Origin of the sequence: Methylobacterium sp. Leaf111 (assembly GCF_001423285.1) — a bacterium.
Classification (GTDB): Bacteria; Pseudomonadota; Alphaproteobacteria; order Rhizobiales; family Beijerinckiaceae; genus Methylobacterium.
Window position 1 is genome coordinate 17,096 of sequence record NZ_LMNE01000034.1, and the last position, 20,377, is coordinate 37,472.

16 protein-coding genes are annotated in these 20,377 nt (G+C 68.1%); 10 read left to right on the top strand and 6 right to left on the bottom strand.

The window, feature by feature from the left end:
• Positions 1 to 166 precede the first annotated feature (166 nt).
• Both dnaG and ASF41_RS15215 read right to left on the bottom strand, forming a co-directional pair.
• Complete coding sequence (gene dnaG / locus ASF41_RS15210) at positions 167 to 2,083, bottom strand: DNA primase (RefSeq protein ID WP_056494608.1); 1,917 nt, start codon at positions 2,081 to 2,083, stop codon at positions 167 to 169.
• Positions 2,084 to 2,169: 86 nt separating this feature from the next.
• Positions 2,170 to 2,631 (bottom strand): GatB/YqeY domain-containing protein, encoded by a 462-nt coding sequence (locus ASF41_RS15215; protein ID WP_056218815.1) that lies wholly within the window; start codon positions 2,629 to 2,631, stop codon positions 2,170 to 2,172.
• 226 nt (positions 2,632 to 2,857) lie between these two features.
• Here ASF41_RS15215 and carA point away from each other — a divergent pair, with 226 nt between their 5' ends.
• From carA to ASF41_RS15255, 8 genes are all read left to right on the top strand, one after another.
• Entirely contained in the window at positions 2,858 to 4,099 is a 1,242-nt protein-coding gene (gene carA, locus ASF41_RS15220) for a glutamine-hydrolyzing carbamoyl-phosphate synthase small subunit (RefSeq protein ID WP_056494611.1), read from the top strand.
• Between the two features lie 212 nt (positions 4,100 to 4,311).
• Complete coding sequence (locus tag ASF41_RS15225; protein WP_056218810.1) at positions 4,312 to 4,689, top strand: hypothetical protein; 378 nt, start codon at positions 4,312 to 4,314, stop codon at positions 4,687 to 4,689.
• A 163-nt stretch (positions 4,690 to 4,852) separates the two neighbouring features.
• Positions 4,853 to 8,338, top strand: a complete 3,486-nt coding sequence (carB, locus tag ASF41_RS15230) for a carbamoyl-phosphate synthase large subunit (protein ID WP_056494619.1) — start codon at positions 4,853 to 4,855, stop codon at positions 8,336 to 8,338.
• Positions 8,339 to 8,464: 126 nt separating this feature from the next.
• On the top strand, positions 8,465 to 8,941 hold the full coding sequence (gene greA, locus ASF41_RS15235; RefSeq protein ID WP_181017364.1) for a transcription elongation factor GreA: 477 nt from the start codon (positions 8,465 to 8,467) through the stop codon (positions 8,939 to 8,941).
• 7 nt (positions 8,942 to 8,948) lie between these two features.
• On the top strand, positions 8,949 to 9,461 hold the full coding sequence (locus ASF41_RS15240) for a hypothetical protein (protein WP_056494622.1): 513 nt from the start codon (positions 8,949 to 8,951) through the stop codon (positions 9,459 to 9,461).
• Between the two features lie 50 nt (positions 9,462 to 9,511).
• On the top strand, positions 9,512 to 10,537 hold the full coding sequence (locus ASF41_RS15245) for a mitochondrial fission ELM1 family protein (protein WP_056494626.1): 1,026 nt from the start codon (positions 9,512 to 9,514) through the stop codon (positions 10,535 to 10,537).
• A 14-nt stretch (positions 10,538 to 10,551) separates the two neighbouring features.
• Positions 10,552 to 11,526, top strand: coding sequence for a thioredoxin-disulfide reductase (trxB, locus tag ASF41_RS15250; protein ID WP_056495023.1), 975 nt, complete (start codon positions 10,552 to 10,554; stop codon positions 11,524 to 11,526).
• A gap of 251 nt (positions 11,527 to 11,777) precedes the next feature.
• Positions 11,778 to 12,668, top strand: a complete 891-nt coding sequence (locus ASF41_RS15255) for a LysR family transcriptional regulator (protein ID WP_055956592.1) — start codon at positions 11,778 to 11,780, stop codon at positions 12,666 to 12,668.
• A gap of 57 nt (positions 12,669 to 12,725) precedes the next feature.
• On the opposite strand, the gene msrP is transcribed toward ASF41_RS15255, so the two are convergent.
• The 4 genes from msrP to ASF41_RS15275 form a co-directional block, all read right to left on the bottom strand.
• Positions 12,726 to 13,682, bottom strand: a complete 957-nt coding sequence (msrP, locus tag ASF41_RS15260) for a protein-methionine-sulfoxide reductase catalytic subunit MsrP (RefSeq protein ID WP_056273437.1) — start codon at positions 13,680 to 13,682, stop codon at positions 12,726 to 12,728.
• Between the two features lie 135 nt (positions 13,683 to 13,817).
• Positions 13,818 to 15,512, bottom strand: a complete 1,695-nt coding sequence (locus tag ASF41_RS15265; RefSeq protein WP_056494630.1) for an AMP-binding protein — start codon at positions 15,510 to 15,512, stop codon at positions 13,818 to 13,820.
• An 85-nt stretch (positions 15,513 to 15,597) separates the two neighbouring features.
• Entirely contained in the window at positions 15,598 to 16,293 is a 696-nt protein-coding gene (locus ASF41_RS15270; protein WP_200941281.1) for a hypothetical protein, read from the bottom strand.
• A 5-nt stretch (positions 16,294 to 16,298) separates the two neighbouring features.
• On the bottom strand, positions 16,299 to 17,795 hold the full coding sequence (locus ASF41_RS15275; RefSeq protein WP_056494633.1) for a leucyl aminopeptidase: 1,497 nt from the start codon (positions 17,793 to 17,795) through the stop codon (positions 16,299 to 16,301).
• Positions 17,796 to 18,077: 282 nt separating this feature from the next.
• On the opposite strand from ASF41_RS15275, the gene lptF reads away from it, so the two are divergent.
• Both lptF and lptG read left to right on the top strand, forming a co-directional pair.
• The gene (gene lptF / locus ASF41_RS15280) at positions 18,078 to 19,247 is read left to right on the top strand and encodes an LPS export ABC transporter permease LptF (protein WP_056218783.1); all 1,170 of its coding nucleotides are present in this window, start codon (positions 18,078 to 18,080) and stop codon (positions 19,245 to 19,247) included.
• A gap of 15 nt (positions 19,248 to 19,262) precedes the next feature.
• Positions 19,263 to 20,351 (top strand): LPS export ABC transporter permease LptG, encoded by a 1,089-nt coding sequence (lptG, locus tag ASF41_RS15285; protein ID WP_056218780.1) that lies wholly within the window; start codon positions 19,263 to 19,265, stop codon positions 20,349 to 20,351.
• The last annotated feature ends 26 nt before the right edge of the window (positions 20,352 to 20,377 follow it).

A 20,377-nucleotide genomic window follows, 5' to 3' on the forward strand; every position in this document is an offset into this window, starting at 1 on the left:
GGAGCATGTCGCTCACTCCGCGTCGTCGACGCTGAAATGCATGTGATGTGCGGTCCGCCGAAGTGACAGCCGCGTCGAAGTCAGATCCCGGTATGCAAGCGAGACGCTTGACCGATTGTTAACCATGAGCCGCCAATGGCGGCCGAATTCGTTCGCGGTGCGCGTCTCAGGGTGTCGACGCCTCATCCGGCACCACCTCGTCCGCCTCCGCACCAGCGATGACGGCCATACGGGCCTTTACGTCGCACAGCCAAGCGAAGTTCGCCTCCGTCTCGTCCTCGACCAGGGCCCGCTCAGCCAAGCGGAGTTCGCTATTTAGCGCTCCAGACTTGCGGTGCAAGATCACGGCCTGACGCAATGCGTCTTCGAGACGCACAGGATCGGCATGCGCGTCAAGGGTCCATCGATCGCCCGGGCGCACATGACTGGCGAGCCGGGAGGCGGCTTCCGTGAGCCCCGCCCGCTTCAATCGGCTCTCCAGAACCTCGACGCCGGGCTGATCCGCGTCGGCGTGGCTGTCGAGCAGGAGGGAGCGCAACGCCTGCGCATCCGGGTCGCCCAGTTCGAGCTCGGCGAGATCCTCCGCCTCGATCCCGAGCAGTTCGGGGTGGACGAGGAGGCTGGAGACGATCATCGCCTCGCGGTCGCGAAACGCCACCGGGCCGGAGGCGCTGGTCTCGCCGGCATAGAGCGGATTGAACTTGGTGGTGATTCGCGGCGAGGGTGGCGGATCGCCCGGACGGGGCTGGCGCTGGAAGGCGGGTCGCGCGGAGGCCGCCCGCGGCTCCCAGGGGCCGCGGCGCCCGGAGGCGGCCTGCGGAGAGAGCGCGCGCAGGCGGCCCTCGATCTCGTCCCGGTAGAATCCCCGCACGGTCTCGTCGCGGATGGAGGCGACCATCTCGCGCAGCGATTTGGCGAGACCGGCTCGCCGCTCGGGCGTATCGAGCGGCGCCCCGTCGGTGGCGCGCGACCACAGCACTTCGACGAGGGGCCGGGCCGCGTCGAGCACCCGGTCGATGGCCGATTTTCCCTCGGCGCGCAGGAGGTCGTCGGGGTCCTGGCCCTCGGGCAGCATGGCGAAGCGCAGGGACTTGCCCGGCGTCAGGCCGGGCAGCGCCACATCGAGGGCCTTGAAGGCCGCACGCTGGCCGGCGCCATCGCCGTCGAAGCATAGGATCGGTTCGTCGGCGTTGCGCCAGAGAAGGCCGATCTGCTCCTCGGTGAGCGCCGTGCCAAGGCCCGCCACCGCGTTGGGATGGCCCGCCAGGGTCATGGCGATGACGTCGACGTAGCCCTCGACGGCGATGATGACGCCGCGATCGTGCGCAGGCTTGCGGGCCTGGTGCAGATTGTAGAGGAGCTGCCCCTTGTGGAAGAGCGGCGTCTCCGGCGAGTTCATGTACTTCGCCTTGGCGTCCTTCTGCATCGCCCGGCCGCCGAAGGCGATGACGCGCCCGCGCGAATCGGCGATCGGAAACATCACCCGGTCGCGAAATTTGTCATAGGGAACGCGGATGTCCTCGCCGGCCACGAGCAAACCGAGCTCGACCATCAGATCGCGGTCGACATCCTTGGCGGCGAGGTGGTCGCGCAGAGCGTAGCGGTCACCGGGCGCGTAGCCGAGACGGAAGCGGCTCCGGGTCTCCGGGCCGAGCTGGCGCCGGTCGAGATAGGCGCGTGCCTCCGCACCGGCGCGGCCGCGCAGCTGCTCCTCGAAGAACGCGGCGGCCATCTCCATGACGTCGAAGGCCCCGGCGCGCTTGGTCTCCTGCTCGCGGGCATCGGCGCTCGGCGCCGGCAGGGTCACGCCGGCCTCCGCCGCCAAACGCTCCACCGCCTCCGGAAAGCTCAAGCCCTCCGTCTCCATCAGGAAGGTGAAGACGTCTCCGTGCTTGCCCGAGGAAAAGCAGTGATAAAACTGCTTCTGGTCGTTCACGTAGAACGAGGGCGACTTCTCGGCATTGAACGGCGACAGACCGCGCCACTCGCGGCCCGCTTTCTTCAGCCGGACGCGCCGCCCCACGATATCGGATGCGGGCAGGCGCGCACGGATCTCTTCAAGGATGTGGGGCGGGTAACGCACGGCAAGAACCGGACCTCTGCGGCCGCTCATCTTAGCGACCCGGGCTTAAAGAGTCCCCAACGCCGATGCGGGGCGCTGGGACGCCCTCAGGCCTTTGCGTTCAGCGCCTCTTTCACGAGGCCGCTCGCCTTGGCGAAGTCCATGCGGCCGGCATAGGCGCCCTTCAGGGCGGCGATGACCTTGCCCATGTCCTTGGGCCCGGCGGCGCCCACTTCGGCCACGGCCTTGTCGATGGCCGCCCGGGTCTCGGCCTCGTCCATCTGCTGCGGCAGGAAGCCGGCGATGATCGCGACCTCGTTGCGCTCGTTCTCGGCGAGCTCGGGCCGGCCACCCTGGTCGTAGACCGCGGCCGATTCGTTGCGCTGCTTGATCATCTTCTGCAGGAGCGCGAGGATTTCCTCCTCGGAGGCCGGCTCCTTGCCGAGGCCGCGCGCCTCGATGTCCTTGTCCTTGAGGGCGGCCTGGATCATCCGGACGGTGGCGAGCTTCGCCTTGTCGCCGGCCTTCATGGCCTCCTTCATCTCGGTGGTGAGACGGGCGCGCAGCATGGTGTGACTCCTAGAAAATGCGGGACCCCGGAACGGCGGGATTCCGGACGGCGGATCGATGGCGTGGTCTGCGAATTGCTGCGCGAACCGGGGTTCTTGAGACGCGCCGACGCGAGGGCCACATTGACCCTAACGCGGCGCGCTCGCTATGAGCGCCGCACGACAAGCCGCCCGCATGCGCCGCTCACGGCGCCGGGATCGGCCGGACATAAGCGAGATCACGCCGATGCTGCAAGATGAAGGCGTCCACACGCCTGCCGTGCCCGCGCCCCCCGCTCCCTGGGCCGAGCCCCTGGCCACCGCGCTCCTGGTCCTGGCGGACGGGACCGTGCTGGAGGGATTCGGAATCGGCCAGACCGGACTCGCCGACGGCGAGGTCTGCTTCAACACCGCGATGACCGGTTACCAGGAAATCCTGACCGACCCGTCCTATGCTGGCCAGATCGTCACCTTCACCTTCCCGCATATCGGCAACACCGGTACCAACGACGAGGACTTGGAGAGCCTCGATGCGGCGCCGGCCTCCGGCGTGCGCGGCACCGTGATCGCGTCCGCCGTGACCAAGCCATCGAACTGGCGCTCGTCGAGCCACCTCGACGCTTGGCTCAAGGCCCGCGGCATCGTCGGCATCACCGGCGTCGACACCCGGGCGCTCACCGCCCTGATCCGCGACAACGGCATGCCGAACGCCGTCATCGCCAACGATCCGGAGGGCCGGTTCGACCGCGAGGCCCTGAAGGCCCGCGCCGCGGCTCTTGCGCCGATGGAAGGTCTCGACCTCGTGCCGCCGGTGACGAGCCGTGAGCGCTCGGAATGGTCGCAGACCATCTGGGACGTGAAGGCCGGCTACGGCGACCGCAAGCCCGGCACCGGCCTCAAGGTCGTGGCGATCGACTACGGCGTGAAGCGCAATATCCTGCGGCTTCTGGCCGAGGCCGGCTGCGACGTCACCGTGGTGCCCGCCACCACTACCGCCGACGAGATCATGGCGATGGAGCCCGATGGCGTGTTTCTCTCGAACGGCCCGGGCGATCCAGCCGCCACCGGCGAATACGCGGTCCCGGTGATCCGGGCACTGCTCGCCAAGAAGGTGCCGACCTTCGGCATCTGCCTCGGGCACCAGCTCATGGGGCTGGCGCTGGGCGGCCGCACCGTGAAGATGGCGCAGGGCCACCACGGGGCGAACCATCCGGTGAAGGACAAGACCACCGGAAAGGTCGAGATCGTCTCGATGAATCATGGCTTCGCGGTCGATCCGGCGAGCCTGCCCGAGACGGCGCTGGAGACCCACGTCTCCCTGTTCGACGGCTCCAATTGCGGCCTAACCCTCACCGACCGGCCGGCCTTCTCGGTTCAGCACCACCCGGAGGCCTCGCCCGGCCCACGGGACAGCCACTACCTGTTCGGGCGCTTCGTCGCCCTGATGAAGGCCGGCAAGCCCGAGACCCTGGTCACCACCGCCGACTGATTCGTATGGCCGGACGGAGGCGATGCCCCTTCCGGCCACCGCGGCGGCGGCAGGCCAGCCCTGCACGCAGGCGATACCAACCGCGAAAAGGTTCCCGCCGCGTCACAAAAAATCCGGCATTCCGGGGCATCCCGGCATCGTTAACGGCCCGCTAAGGACGGCGTTCGAAGATCGTCGCCGGGTCGGTTCCGACGCTTGCCGGGGATTTCCACATGACGTTCGACGACGCGCGCGACGACTTCTCGCGCCTGCATCGCCTCTTCACGTTCCATCTCGGCGTGGCCGTCAGCCTCGCGTGGATGACCGCCCTCTACTCGGCCTGCTATGCGCCGTGGGTCCGCAACATCCGCGCCTTGATCGACCCGGCCGCGAGCCTCGACCGCGTCGAGAGCACCTGGTCCTTCCTGTTCGCGCTACCGGTGGTGATGACGCTGGCCTGGATTGGCCTGTATTTCGGCCGCGAGATGCTCCGCCGGAGCCAGACCCTCTCCAATGCGGCACTCGAATTCGCCGCCGCCGCCGTGGTCGCCTTCGGGGTGTTCTACCTGTCCATCGACCGCGCCGTCTCGGCTCTCTACCTGGGCTTCTGAGACGCTTCAGCGCTTCACCTTCGGCCCGCGCCCTTCCAATGGCGGCGGGCTGCGTGTAAGTGCCAGGATCAACGACAATCAACGCCGCTAGCGCCCCCAGGCCCGTGCCGCTTCTCCGGCACCGCGCATGGCCGGGCGCGCGTGCCTGCAGCCAAGGCGCCCGATGCCGAAACGCACCGACATTTCCTCGATCCTGATCATCGGTGCGGGGCCGATCGTCATCGGTCAGGCCTGCGAGTTCGATTATTCCGGGACCCAGGCCTGCAAGGCCCTCCGCGAGGAGGGCTACCGGATCGTGCTGGTGAATTCGAACCCGGCCACGATCATGACCGACCCGGACATGGCGGACGCGACCTACGTCGAGCCGATCACGCCCGAGATTGTCGCCAAGATCATCGAGAAAGAACGCCACGCCATTCCGGGCGGCTTCGCCCTGCTCCCGACCATGGGCGGCCAGACGGCGCTGAATTGCGCCCTGTCCCTCAAGAAGATGGGCGTTCTGGAGAAGTTCGACGTCCAGATGATCGGCGCCACCACCGAGGCGATCGACAAGGCGGAGGACCGCCACCTCTTCCGCGACGCGATGACCAAGATCGGCCTGGAGACGCCGAAATCGGCCCTGGCCAACGCTTCGGCGGCCAAGAAGGCCGACCGCGAGAAGTACCTGGCCGAGGTCGCCCGCATCGAGGCGGCGAACGAGGGCGAGGCCCGCGCCGCCGCCCTCGCCGCCTTCGAGAAGACCTGGCACCGGGGCGAGTCCGAGCGGCGCAAGCGCTACGGCGAGCACGCCATCGGGCAGGCGCTGATCGCGCTGGCCGAAGTCGGCCTGCCGGCGATCATCCGCCCCTCCTTCACCATGGGCGGCACCGGCGGCGGCATCGCCTACAACCGCGAGGAATTCCTGGACATCGTCGAGCGCGGCATCGACGCCTCGCCGACGAACGAGGTCCTGATCGAGGAGAGCGTCCTCGGCTGGAAGGAATACGAGATGGAAGTCGTTCGCGATAAGAACGACAACTGCATCATCGTCTGCTCGATCGAGAACATCGACCCGATGGGCGTCCATACCGGCGATTCCATCACCGTCGCGCCGGCCCTCACGCTCACGGACAAGGAATACCAGGTGATGCGCGACGCATCCCTGGCGGTCCTGCGCGAGATCGGCGTCGAGACCGGCGGCTCGAACGTCCAGTTCGCGATCGACCCCGCCACCGGCCGGATGATCGTCATCGAGATGAATCCGCGCGTCTCGCGCTCCTCCGCCCTGGCCTCGAAGGCCACCGGCTTCCCGATCGCCAAGGTCGCGGCCAAGCTCGCCGTCGGCTATACCCTCGACGAGATCGCCAACGACATCACCGGCGGCGCGACACCGGCCTCGTTCGAGCCGTCGATCGACTACGTCGTCACGAAGATTCCCCGCTTCGCCTTCGAGAAGTTCCCCGGCGCCGAGCCGACGCTGACCACCGCCATGAAGTCGGTGGGCGAGGCCATGGCGATCGGCCGCTGCTTCGCGGAATCGCTCCAGAAGGCCCTGCGTTCCCTCGAGACCGGCCTCACCGGTCTCGACGAAATCGAGATCGAGGGACTCGGCAAGGGCGACGACCACAACGCCATCAAGGCCGCCCTGGGAACCCCGACGCCCGATCGCCTCCTGAAGGTCGGCCAAGCCCTGCGCCTCGGCGTCAGCCACGAGGAGGTCCATGCCTCCTGCAAAATTGATCCGTGGTTCTTGGAGCAACTCCAGGCGATCATCGACCTGGAGAACCGGGTCAAGGCGCACGGCATCCCGAACACCCCCGGGGCGCTGCGCCAGCTCAAGGCCGCCGGCTTCTCCGATGCCCGCCTGGCCGTACTCGCCAGGACCGACGAGGACAGCGTGCGGGCGGCGCGCCGGGCCCTGGGCGTGCGCCCGGTGTTCAAGCGCATCGACACCTGCGCGGCCGAGTTCCAGGCGCCCACCGCCTACATGTACTCGACCTACGTGGCGCCCTTCGCGGGCGCGGTGGTGGACGAGGCACGTCCGACAGACGCCAAGAAGGTGATCATCCTCGGCGGCGGCCCGAACCGGATCGGACAGGGCATCGAGTTCGACTACTGCTGCTGCCACGCCTGCTTCGCGCTCTCGGAAGCCGGCTACGAGACCATCATGGTCAACTGCAACCCGGAGACGGTTTCGACCGATTACGACACCTCCGACCGGCTCTACTTCGAGCCCCTGACCCAGGAGGACGTGCTCGAGATCATCGAGACCGAGCGCCAGGCCGGGACGCTCCACGGCGTCATCGTGCAGTTCGGCGGGCAGACCCCGCTGAAGCTGGCCCGCGCCCTGGAAGCCGCCGGCGTGCCGATCCTCGGCACCTCGCCGGATGCCATCGACCTCGCCGAGGACCGCGACCAGTTCAAGCGCCTCCTCGACAAGCTCGGCATGAAGCAGCCCAAGAACGGCATCGCCTACTCAGTGGAGCAGAGCCGGCTCGTCGCCTCGGATCTCGGCCTGCCCTTCGTGGTGCGTCCGAGCTACGTCCTGGGCGGCCGTGCCATGGCGATCATCCGCGACGAGGCGCAGTTCGCGGACTATCTCCTCGACACCCTGCCGAGCCTGATCCCGTCGGACGTCAAGGCGCGCTACCCCAACGACAAGACGGGGCAGATCAACACGGTGCTGGGCAAGAACCCGCTTCTATTCGACCGCTACCTGTCGGACGCCACCGAGATCGACGTCGACGCCATCTGCGACGGCAAGGACGTCTTCATCGCCGGCATCATGGAGCACATCGAGGAGGCGGGCATCCACTCGGGCGATTCCGCCTGCTCGCTGCCCTCCCGCTCGCTCTCGCCGGAGATCATCGCCGAGCTGGAGCGGCAGACCCGGGCCATGGCCCTGGCGCTGAAGGTCGGCGGCCTGATGAACGTCCAGTACGCCATCAAGGACGGCACGATCTACGTGCTCGAAGTGAACCCCCGCGCCTCGCGGACGGTGCCCTTCGTCGCCAAGGTGATCGGCGATCCGATCGCCAAGATCGCCGCCCGCGTGATGGCCGGCGAGTCGTTGGCGAGCTTCGACCTGAAGGCGAAGGTCCTCAATCACATCGCCGTCAAGGAAGCGGTGTTCCCGTTCGCCCGCTTCCCCGGCGTCGATGTGCTGCTCGGGCCGGAGATGCGCTCCACGGGCGAGGTCATCGGTCTCGATTCGAGCTTCGGCGTCGCCTTCGCCAAGAGCCAGCTCGGTTCGGGCACCCTGGTGCCCAAGGGCGGCGCGGTCTTCGTCTCGGTCCGCGACGCCGACAAGGAGCGCATCCTGCCGGCGATTCGGCTTTTGTCTGAGTTGGGCTTCTCGATCATCGCCACCGGCGGCACGCAGCGCTACCTGGCCGATCAGGGCGTGCCGACCGAGCGCGTGAACAAGGTCCTGGAGGGCCGGCCGCACGTCGTCGACTCGATCAAGAACGGCGACATCCAGCTCGTCTTCAACACCACCGAGGGGGCGGGCGCCCTGTCGGACTCGCGGTCCCTCCGGCGCGCGGCCCTCTTGCATAAAGTGCCGTACTACACCACTCTTGCAGGAGCGATGGCTGCGGCCGAGGGCATCAAGGCCTATCTCGGAGGCGATCTCAAGGTCCGCGCCTTGCAGGAATACTTCGCGGCCTGAAGTCTCGCGCGGCTTCCGTGTTGAACGGAAGCCGTGTTGTTGGCGGTTCAGGAGTAACTTACTCTGGCCCGGAAGGAGCGGCGTGCTCCTGGCCGGGCTTATTCATTGTGGCGCGAGACGATGACGATAGACAAGGTTCCGATGACGGTGCGCGGTTACGCAGCGCTGGAGGAGGAGTTGAAGCACCGCCAGCAGGTGGAGCGCCAGCGGATCATCCAGGCCATCGCCGAGGCCCGCGCCCTGGGCGACCTGTCGGAGAATGCCGAGTACCATGCCGCCAAGGAGGCGCAGTCCCACAATGAGGGCCGCGTCCTGGAGCTCGAAAGCATGATCTCGCGCGCCGAGGTGATCGACGTGTCGAAGCTTTCCGGGACGAAGATCAAGTTCGGGGCCACGGTGAAGCTCCTCGACGAGGACACCGAGGAAGAGAAGACTTATCAGCTCGTCGGCGAGCCCGAGGCGGACGTGCGCTCCGGCCTGGTCTCCATCACCTCCCCGATCGCCCGCGCGCTGATCGGCAAGGGCGTCGGCGACACCGTCGAAGTGACGACGCCGGGCGGCGGAAAGTCCTACGAGGTCGTCGCCGTCCAGTACGGCGGCTGAGCCGCCCATGCGGTTGGGCCCCTTCCGGGCAGCGGCTCCGCTGCTCGGTCTCGTCGCACTGCTCGGATCGGCCTGGGCCGAGGACCTGCCGAGCCTAGGCGGCGAGCGCCTGGCCGGCGTCGACGTCGATGTCCGACCACTGCTTGCCCTCGGCGGCGGCGTTCCGGCCCTGGCGCTGCGTGAGGATCTGCTTTCCGCCCTGAAAGCTGAATTCGCCGACCGGCTCGGCGGCCGCGGGCCCTTGCTACTGGTGCGGATCACGGGCCTCTCGATCAATCCCTATGCCGGTGGCGACGGCGGACGTGGCCGCCTCGGCGGTGGCACGCAGAGCGATTATCTTGATGGCGAGGCCCTGCTCATCGGGCGTCGGGGCGAGATCCTCGCGCGTCATCCCCAGCTCTCCGCGGTCCCGTCGAGTTCGGGCGGGGCCTGGTACGACCCGGCTTCCGAGCGCCGCCGGGTGACCGCCATCGCCCAGCACTATGCGGGCTGGCTCCGGCGCGCCCTGCCCCAGGATTGAGTGGACGGCATGGCGGATGACGCCGCTCGAGGATTGACCTGGATCACCTGATGTCGGCAGCGTCCGCGATGCCCTCCACCACCGGCGCCGCTGCGCCGCTTCCCGACCTCGCTCAGGCCAGGACCTGGATCGTCACCGACGGCAAGGCGGGCGACGAGAACCAATGCGTCGGCCTCGCCGAAACCCTCGGCCTGCCGTTCGAGATCCGTCGGATCGCGCCCCGCCCCCCCTTCGGCTGGATGGCACCCTGGGGACCGACCGACCCGCGGGACCGGCCGGGCAACGCACGCGGCGCCTTGTCCGGGCCCCTCCCCGATCTGCTGATCGCGTCCGGGCGCCGGTCCGTCCCGTACCTCCGCGCCGTGCGCACGGCGTCCGAGGGCCGCACCTTCACGGCCTTCCTGAAGGATCCCCGCATCGGCCACGACGCGGCGAACTTCGTCTGGGTGCCCGATTACGACGACCTGCGCGGCCCCAACGTCTTCACCACCCTGACACCGCCGCACCAGGTCACACCGGAGCGCCTCGCCGAGGCCCGCGCGCACCCGGACCCGCGCCTGTCCACCCTGCCCTGGCCCCGCATCGCGGTGCTGATCGGCGGCGACAGCCGACATTTGAGCTATCGCCCGGCGGATATGCGCAGGCTCCTGCGCGACCTCGACAAGCTCACCGAGGGCGGCTGTTCCCTCATGGTCACCGTGTCCCGGCGCACGCCGCAGAACCTGCGGGACGCTCTGCGGACCATGGTGGCGACGAAAGGCGGTTTCTTCTGGGACGGTGGCAGCCCGAATCCCTATGTTTCGATGCTGGCGATCGCCGATTCGATCGTCGTCACCTCAGATTCGGCCAACATGGTCGGGGAGGCTGTAAGCACCGGGGCTCCCGTCCTCCTGTTCGACCTGCCCAAGACCTATATCCGCCACAGGCGACTCTTCGCGGGACTCGCGATGGCCGGGGCCCTGAAGCCCTTCGTCGGCCGCCTGGAGGAATTGCACTACCAGCCCCTGGATGCGACCCCCGTCATCGCAGGCGCGATGGCCAAGGCCTATGCCGAGCACCGGGCGCGATGGGCCTGAAGGAGACGAGAGCGATGGCGCACACCCATTCCAAACTCATCATCATCGGCTCCGGCCCCGCCGGCTACTCCGCCGCAATCTACGCCGCCCGTGCCATGGTGGAGCCGCTGATGATCTCGGGCTTCCAGCCCGGCGGCCAGCTCATGATCACCACCGATGTCGAGAACTATCCGGGCTTTGCCGAGGCGATCCAAGGTCCCTGGCTGATGGAGCAGATGCGCTCCCAAGCCGAGCATGTCGGGACCAAGATCGTGTCCGAGTACATCACCAAGGTGGATTTCCAGGTCCGGCCGTTCCGGCTGGAGGCCGATTCCGGCGAAACCTACTCGGCCGACGCAGTCATCATCGCCACGGGGGCCCAGGCCAAGTGGCTCGGCCTGCCGTCGGAGGCCAAATACCAGGGCTTCGGCGTCTCGGCCTGCGCCACTTGCGACGGCTTTTTCTTCCGGGGCAAGGAGGTCGTGGTGGTCGGCGGCGGCAACACCGCCGTGGAGGAGGCGCTCTACCTCGCCAACCTCGCCGCCAAGGTCATCGTGGTCCACCGCCGGGGCGAGTTCCGCGCCGAGCGCATCCTGCAGGAGCGCCTGTCCAAGCACCCCAACGTCGAAGTGGTGTGGCACCACGCGGTCGAGGAGATCTGCGGGAGCGAGAAGCCGCCGTCGGTGACCCATGTCCGCCTCAAGGACACCCGCACCGGCGAAATCACGGAGCGCCGAACGGATGGCGTGTTCATCGCCATCGGCCACCAGCCGGCGACCGCGATCTTCGAGGGTCAACTGGCCATGCGCGACGGCGGCTACATCGAGACGGCGCCGGGCACGACGCATACGGCGATCCCCGGGATCTATGCCGCGGGCGACGTCACCGACGACGTCTACCGTCAGGCGATCACCGCCGCCGGCATGGGCTGCATGGCTGCCCTGGACGCCGAGAAGTACCTGGCCGCCCTCGAAGTCGGCGAAACACCCCAGCAAGCCGCCGCAGAATAGGAAGATTCTGGCGGACGACGGCGCCATGCGTCTTGCGCGCGACGTCAAGACAATCGCAAGGTCGACCCACTAACCTAAGCGCTGACGGCATGAGCCGTCGGCGTCACCCGCATGACTCGAACCTATCCGTCCACGTCCCGCGTGGGCCGGAGGGTCCGGGTCGCTCGGGCCAGGCACGGATAGCCGACTCGCACGCCGCGAGACGGGAAGCTTGGTCAGCCGGCGTCGGGTTGCGTACGGGAGTGGACGCCTTGGACTGGGACAAGATCCGCATCTTCCTCAACGTGGCGGAAGCCGGCAGCTTCACGCGCGCGGGCGACGACATCGGCCTGAGCCAGTCGGCCGTCAGCCGTCAGATCAGCGCCCTCGAACGCGAGTTGAAGGCGCCGCTGTTCCACCGCCACGCCCGCGGCCTGATCCTGACCGAACAGGGCGACCTCTTGTTCCGCGCGGCGCGGGACATGAAGCTGCGCCTGGAGAACACCAAGGCGCGCCTCGTCGAAACGAGCGAGCGGCCGACCGGCGACCTCAAGGTCACCACCACCGTCGGCCTCGGCACGGCCTGGCTGGCCCAGCGTGTCGCCGAATTCCTCGACCTCTACCCGGACGTGCGCGTCGAACTCATCCTCACCAACGAGGAACTCGACCTGGCCATGCGCGAGGCCGACGTGGCGATCCGGATGCGGCGCCCGGCCCAGCCGGACCTGATCCAGCGGCGCCTGTTCACGGTCCACTACCACGCCTTCGCCTCGCAGGATTACGTGAAGCGCTTCGGCGAGCCGAAATCCATCGCCGACCTCGACAATCACCGCCTGGTCTCGTTCGGCGGCAACGAGCCGTCCTACCTGCTGGCGACGCACTGGCTCTCCACCGTCGGCCGCGAGGGACAGGAGCGCCGGACAATCCACTTTACGGTGAACAACATCACGGCCCTGCAGCAGGCCATCGACACCGGCGCCGGCATCGGCATCCTCCCGGACTACGCGGCGGAGGGTCAGGCGGGCCTGGTTCAGGTCATGCGCGAGACCGAGATGCCGCACATGGAAAGCTATCTCGTCTATGCAGAGGAGATGCGGTCCGTCGCCCGTGTCCAAGCGTTCCGCGACTTCCTCGTGGCCAAGGCCCAGCGCTGGACGTACTAGAAGCGACACGGGACGCCTGAGCGGACGGGGCAGCGACCTGCCCCGCCGCAGGGCCCGTCAGACGAACAGGCGCTCCTTCTCCAGCCCCTTGTAGAGGCCGGCCACCTGTTCGCCGTAGCCGTTGTAGATCAGGGTCGGCACGCGCTGGTCGGTGCCCAGGACCCGTTCCGTGGCCTGGCTCCAGCGGGGATGCGACACCGCCGGATTGACGTTGGCCCAGAAGCCGTACTCGGCCGATTGCAGCCCTTCCCAGAAGGTCTTCGGACGCTCGGCCACGAAAGAGATCTTGGTGATCGATTTCACCGACTTGAAGCCGTATTTCCACGGTACAACGAGGCGGATCGGCGCGCCGAACTGGTTGGCGAGCGGCTTACCGTAGACGCCCGTGGCGACGAAGGCGAGGTCGTTGCCCGCCTCTTCCAGGGTCAGCCCCTCGGTGTAGGGCCAGGGATACAGGAACGACTTCTGGCCCGGTGCCATCGACCGGTCGAGGAAGGTCTGCATCTGGATGTACTTCGCGCCTGAGGTGGGCTTCGCCAGCGCCACGAGCTTCGCGAGGGGGAATCCGGTCCAGGGCACCGACATGGACCAGGCCTCGACGCAGCGGTGCCGGTAAAGGCGCTCCTCCAGCGGCATCTTGCGGATGAGGTCGTCGATTCCGAGGGTCATCGGCTTCTCGACGAGGCCGTCGATGGCCACCGTCCAGGGCCGCGTCTTCAGGGCGTTGGCGGCCGGCAGGACCGACTTCGAGGTGCCGTATTCGTAGAAATTGTTGTAGTCGGCGCTGAACTTCTCCGGGGTCAGCGGGCGGTCGAGGGTATAGGCCTCATTGCGCTTAGCCGGATAGAGATCGGCGGTCGGGTCGGACGCCGCCCGGGCGCTCTCCGTCCCGATCAGCGAGGCGGCCGCCAGGCCCGCGGCCCCTCCAAGCAGGCGCCGGCGATCGAGGAACACGCTCTCCGGCGTCGCGAGATGTTCGGGCATCTCCCATGCGTGGGTGCGTCTGATGTTCATGTCGTTCCCTCCGTTCAGCGCGAATCGCGGCGCGCCGGCCTGTTGTCCTGACATTGGCCGGACGCGGCGAGCGCGCAAGCCGTCTCGATGTCACCCTTCGCCAGCAGGTGGCCGCGGGTTACGGGCGGAACGCGATCACGGAGGGGGCGGATCGTCGCGAAGGGCCCGACGCAGCACCTTGCCAACGTTAGTCTTGGGCAGGGCGTCGTGGAAGACGACCCGGCGGGGAACCTTGTAACCGGTGAGCTGCGAGCGGGCGAAGGTCCGCAGTGCGTCGGTAGTCATCGCGTCGTCCTTGCGCACCACATGCGCGACGACCATCTCGCCGGTCTCGTCGTTGACCGCGCCGACCACGGCGCATTCGAGCACGCCCGGATGGCTCGCGAGCACGTCCTCGATCTCGTTCGGGTAGACGTTGAAGCCCGAGACCAGGATCATGTCCTTCATCCGATCGACGATGCGGACCTGTCCATCGGGGTTCAACACCGCCACGTCGCCGGTGCGGAAGTAGCCATCGGCGGTGGTGGCGTGGGCCGTCTCGTCCGGGCGCTTCCAGTAGCCGGCCATGACCTGGGGACCGCGCACGCAGAGTTCGCCGGGCTCGCCGATATCCACCTCGCGGCCGTCGAGCCCTCGGATCGAGACGTCGGTCGAGGGCAAGGGATACCCGATGGTGCCGCTCCACGCGGAGAGATCCGGCGGGTTGACGCAGACCACCGGGGAGGTCTCGGACAGGCCGTAGCCCTCCACGATGGCGCGACCGGTGATCGCCTTCCACTTCTCGGCGACCGCCGCCTGCACCGCCATCCCGCCCGCGATGACGAAATCCAACTTCGAGAAGTCGACCTCGCGGATCTTCGGATGGTTGATGAGCAGATTGAACAGGGTGTTCACCCCTGAGAAGTGGGTGAAGGGCGTCCCCTTGAGGGTCTTGATGAAGCCGTCGGCATCGCGCGGGTTGGCGATCAGCAGGCAACAGCCACCAACCTTCATGAAGAAGAAGAAGCAGCAGGTCAGGGCGAAGATATGATACAGTGGCAGCGCCGTGACCATGACGCGCGCTGCGCCGTCCTCGGCCGAGACGCGGAACCAGATCCGACTCTGCTCGACATTGGCCATGATGTTGCGATGAGTCAGCATCGCGGCCTTGGCGACCCCCGTGGTCCCGCCGGTATATTGCAGGAACGCCAAGTCGTCCGGCACGACGGGAACCCGGACCTTCGGCTTGCCGGTGCCCGCGCGGATCATCGCGTCGAAGCGGACCGCGAGTCCTTCGGGCAAGCGATAGGCCGGAACGGCTTTCTTCACATGGCGCGAGACCAGGGTGATCAGCCGCCCCTTCATGCCGAGGCCGTCGCCGGGACCGGCCAGGACCACGCGGTCGAGGGCGAGGTCCGGCAGGGCCTGCACCACGGTATGGGCGAAATTCTCCAGGACGAAGAGGATGCGCGCGCCCGAATCGTTCAGCTGCGCCGTCAACTCGCGCGGCGTGTAGAGGGGATTGACGTTGACGACGATACAGCCGGCGAGGAGCACGCCGAAGATCGTCGCCGGATAGGCGGCGACGTTCGGCATCATGATGGCGACGCGATCCCCCTTGGTCAGGCCCTGCGCCGCCAGCCACGCGGCGACGGCCTCCGCCGACGCCCCGAGGGCCGCGTAGGAGATGCGGGCTCCGAAGCTCTCCAGCGCGGGCCGCGCGGCCGAGCGCGCCGTGCACTCCTCGAACAGGTCGACCAGCGTTCCGAGGCCGTCGACATCGAGCTCAGCGGGAATGCCCGGCGGATACGCGGACAGCCACGGGCGCACAGCGCTCCGGGTTTCGGCCATGTCGATCCTCCCTGCGATGCGACCCGGCGGCTTCCTGCCTCCTTAGTTCACACCTAAACTATCCTCAGGCATTCCGGCGGCGGGATCAAGCGTCGGCGCGGGACAGGCGCAAACGATCCTGCCGCGTCGTCAGCCCGTTGCAACTCAGGTGCGGCAGAAACGCGATGCAGGCCAGGGTACCGGCTAACAGGGCATCCCCGATCGTCATCGATCGGCGCGGCCAGATGCCGAACCCCGCCGCGTGGGCGAAGCCCAGCATGGCCAGGGCGAACCAGAGGGCGAGGTACCGGAGCAGGACGTCGACCGCGGCCCGCATCCAGCGCCGGGGCTGGGATCGACCCGCAGGACCGTTGCCGATCAGCAGGGCGCCGACCCCCAGGACGCTTCCGAACACCGTCGCGGCGAGGGCTGATCCGAGGGCGTAGGCCGCCGGCATCGGCTGCTGCGTGATGAAGGCGGTGCCGCCGCTGGCGAAGGCGAGGCGCAGGGCCACGCCGCCGAAGGTGGGATAGAGGCAGGCTGCCAGGAACAGGGCCACGGCCAGCGCCCCGCCGATGAGGCGGCGGGGCCAGCCGGCCGATCCCGGCCGCAGGATCCGCAGGCCGAGGCAGGCGAGCCCGTAGACGATGGCCACCGCGAAGAGTGGGTAGCGATCGAGGAAGAAGCCGTAGAAGCGGGCGTCGAGCTCGGGCGGCATGGCCACCCGCTGGTCGAACCCCGTGGCGAAAGTAAGCGCGATCGCCAGGAGCGCTGCCGCTAGCGGAGTCACGGCCGGCAGCACGCGGTTCAGGCCTCGTAGTTGTCGCGCACCAAACGGTCGAGCAGGCGCACGCCCCAGCCCGCCCCCCAGCTCCTGTTGATCTCGCTCGCCGACGAGGACATCGCCACGCCGGCGATGTCGAGATGCGCCCAGGGCACGTCGTTGACGTAGCGCTTCAGGAAGGACGCCGCGGTCGCCGCGCCACCATGGCGGCCGCCGGAGTTCTTCATGTCGGCGAACTTCGAGTCGATCGCCTTGTCGTAAGCCGGAATCAGGGGCATCCGCCACACGGCCTCGCCCGTCGCCTCGCCGGCGGCCGTGATCTTGGCCGAGAGCGCGTCGTCGTTGGAGAACATCCCGGCAATGTCCTGGCCGAGGGCGACGATGATCGCCCCCGTCAGGGTCGCGAGGTCGATCATGAACTTCGGCTTGTAGGCGCTCTGGATGTGCCAGAGCACGTCGGCGAGGACGAGGCGGCCCTCGGCGTCGGTGTTGATGATCTCGATGGTCTGGCCCGACATCGAGGTGATGATGTCGCTCGGGCGCATGGCGTTGCCATCCGGCATGTTCTCAACGATGCCGATGGCGCCGACGACGTTCACCTTCGCCTTCCGACTGGCGAGCGCGTGCATCGTGCCGACGACGCAGGCGGCTCCGCCCATGTCACCCTTCATGTCCTCCATGCCGCCGGCAGACTTGATCGAGACGCCGCCGGAATCGAAACAGACGCCCTTGCCGATGAAGGCCAGGGGCGCCTCGGCCGGGTCGGCGGCGCCGTTCCAGCGCATCACCACGACGCGGGCCTCCTTCGTCGAGCCCTGCGCCACGGCGAGGAGGGCGCGCATGCCGAGCGCCTCCAGCTTGCCAGGGCCGAGAACCTCGACCTCGACGCCGAGCTGCGTCAGTGCCTCGGCCCGGCGGGCGAACTCCTCCGGATAGAGGACGTTCGGCGGCTCGTTGATCAGCTCGCGCGCCAGGATGACGCCGTCGGAGACCGCCTCCGAGACCTTCGCGGCCGCCTCGGCGGCGGCGCCATCGGCCACCATCAGGGTCAGCGCGGTGGCCCTGGCATCCTCGCCCTCGGGCTTCTTCTTGGTCTTGTAACGGTCGAAGCTGTAGTGGCGCAGGCGGGCCCCGAGGGCGAAATCGGCAGCGTTCTCGGCCGTGACATCGAGACCGGCGAGAATCAGGGCGGCCTGGGCGTTCCGGCCCGAGACCTTGCTGGCGGTGAAGCCACCGAGCGCAGGCCAGTCGATCTTGGCGCGGTCCTTCTCCGAGCCGAGGCCGATCACCACCAGGCGGTCGGCGTCGAGGCCGGCGGGTGCGGGCAGTGCCAGGGCCGACAGGGACTTGCCCTTGAAGCGCTCGCTGGCGGCGGCACGGGCGACGAGATCGGCCACGCCGCCGCCGATCGCCTGGGCCACGGCCGGAGCCAGGGCGAGATCGTCGCCGACGAAGAGGACGACCTCGCCCCGGCCCACCGGGCCGAGGGGCCCGAACGCGATCGTAATTCCGTCCGCCATGACGCTAGCTTTCCGAGGATTGGGCTCGAACGAACCGTGCGTTCGAAGTGGTGCGTGCAGGATGTGCGGAGCGGCACGGCATCGGACGTGCCACTCCCGGCGCTTCTGTGTACCTGTTGAGGCACAGAACGCAACGCGACCGGACGGCCGTGAAAGCGCCCGAATCGGCGCGCCCGGATCGGAGTCGACGGCCGGGGGGCGGGACGGATACAAACGGGTGGGGCCGAGGCCTCGCCGGGCGATGCGGGGGGCGATCCGCGAGACGCCGATCCACGAGAACCCATGACGCAGATCGAGCGCTACATCTTCAAAATCGCGCTCGGGGCCTTCTTCGCCTGCCTCGTCGGCCTGACCGGTACGATCTGGGTGACGCAGGCCCTGCGCGAGCTCGACCTCATCACCGCCAAGGGTCAGACCCTGGTCATCTTCTTCCTCATCACCGGTCTTTCGCTGCCGACCCTGATCACCGTGATCGCTCCAGTGGCGCTGTTCATCGCCGTCGTCTACGCGCTGAACAAGCTCAACGGTGATTCCGAGCTCATCGTCATGTCGGCGGCCGGGATGCGACCGCGGCAGATCCTGCGCCCCTTCCTCAGCCTCGGCCTCGCGGTCAGCCTCGCGGTGGCCTTCCTGACGATCCAGGTGATGCCATCGTCGTTCCAGGAACTGCGCGACGTGCTGACCCGGGTGCGCGGCGACTTTATTGCCAACGTGGTCAAGGAGGGGCAGTTCACCAGCCTCGACAGCGGCATCACCTTCCATTTCCGCGAGCGCGGCCCGGGGGGCGCCCTGCTCGGCCTGTTCATCCAGGACAAGCGCGAGGCGGGCAAGTCGGTGGTCTACCTCGCCGAGCGCGGACAGGCGTTGGACTATGGCGGCCAGAGCTATCTCGCCCTGGAGAAGGGCAGCATCCACCGCCAGCAGAAAGATTCCCGCGACGCCTCGATCATCACCTTCGAGCGCTACACCGTCGACCTCGCCGCGTTCACGCCGCCCGACGCCGAGCTGGTCTACAAGCCGCGCGAACGCGCCACGGCGCAGCTGCTGTTCCCCGACACCAGCGAGACCTACTACAAGCAGCAGAAGGGTCGTTTCCGGGCCGAGCTGCACGACCGGCTCTCGTCCTGGCTCTACCCGCTGGCCCTGACCTTCATCGCCTTCGCGGCTCTCGGCGACCCGCGCACCACCCGCCAGGGGCGCGGCCTCGCGGTGGCCGGCGCCGTCCTCGCGGTGGTGGTTGTGCGCATCGGCGGCTTCGCGGCTTCCAGCGCGGCGGCGCGCAGTCCGGGCGCGGTGGTGGCCGTCTACGCCGTGCCCCTCCTCGCCATCCTGATCTCGGCGGTGATCATCTTCAACGGCGCGGCGGTGCGGGACTGGAACGCCCGGGTGGGCCGGGCCGCGACCGGGCTCGTCGGCCGCTTCGGCCGGCGCCCGCGCCTCGGCGTGCAGTGAGGCGGAGCTGACGCCATGCTGATCGGCGCCACCCTTGGCCGCTACTTCGCGATGCGCTTCGTGCGCACGATCCTGGGGGTGTTCCTCACGGTCTTCACGCTGGTCTACACCCTCGATTTCGTCGAACTCCTGCGACGCGCCGGGGACGCCGAAGGCGCGTCCACAGGTTTGATGGCGCAGCTCTCGCTTTATCGAACCCCGGCAGTGGCCGAGGGCGTACTGCCCTTCGCCATCCTGTTCGGCTCGATGGCCGCCCTGCTCCAGCTCTCGCGCAAGCTCGAACTGGTGGTGGCCCGGGCCGCCGGCATCTCGGCCTGGCAGTTCCTGCAGCCGGGCGTGTTCGTGGCGCTGGCCATCGGGGCCTTCACGGTGGGGGTCTACAATCCGATTTCGGCGCTGATGAAGCAGCGCTCCACCGAGATCGAGGCGAAGATCTTCGCCCGCTCGACCAAGGCCAACTCGGGTAAGGATCTCTGGATCCGCCAGCGCAGCCTCGACGGGCAGGCCATCATCCGCGCCGACACCGCGGTGGAGGGCACCACCACGCTGGCCGGCGTCTCGGTCTTCGCCTTCGACGAGGCCGGCATCTTCACCGCGCAGATCGAGGCGGCCAAGGCCAGCCTGCACGACGGCTACTGGGAGCTGAGCCAGGCCCGGGTGATGGCCAAGGGCCAGCCGGCCGAGACCTTCGACACCTACCTGATCGCCTCGACCCTGGTGCCCTCGCAGGTGCGCCAGCGCTTCACGCCGCCCGAATCCGTGCCTTTCTGGCAACTGCCGGAGACCATCTCACGCTCCGAGCGGGCCGGCCTCGACGCCACGCGGTACCGCCTCCAGTACGACGTCCTGCTGGCGCGGCCCGTCCTGTTCCTGGCCATGGTGCTGGTGGCGGCCAGCGTTTCCTTAAGGTTCTTCCGCTTTGGTGGTGTCGGCAAACTGGTGCTGAGCGGCGTCGCGGCGGGGTTCGTGCTGTACGTCGCCCGACAGGTGCTGGAAGGCCTCGGTGCCTCGGGAATCGTGACGCCGGCTGTGGCGGCGTGGTTCCCGGCCGTGGTAGGGAGTCTCCTTGGTACGCTCACGCTTCTCTATCAGGAGGACGGCTGATGTCGGACTCGGTGGTGGCGAAGGGG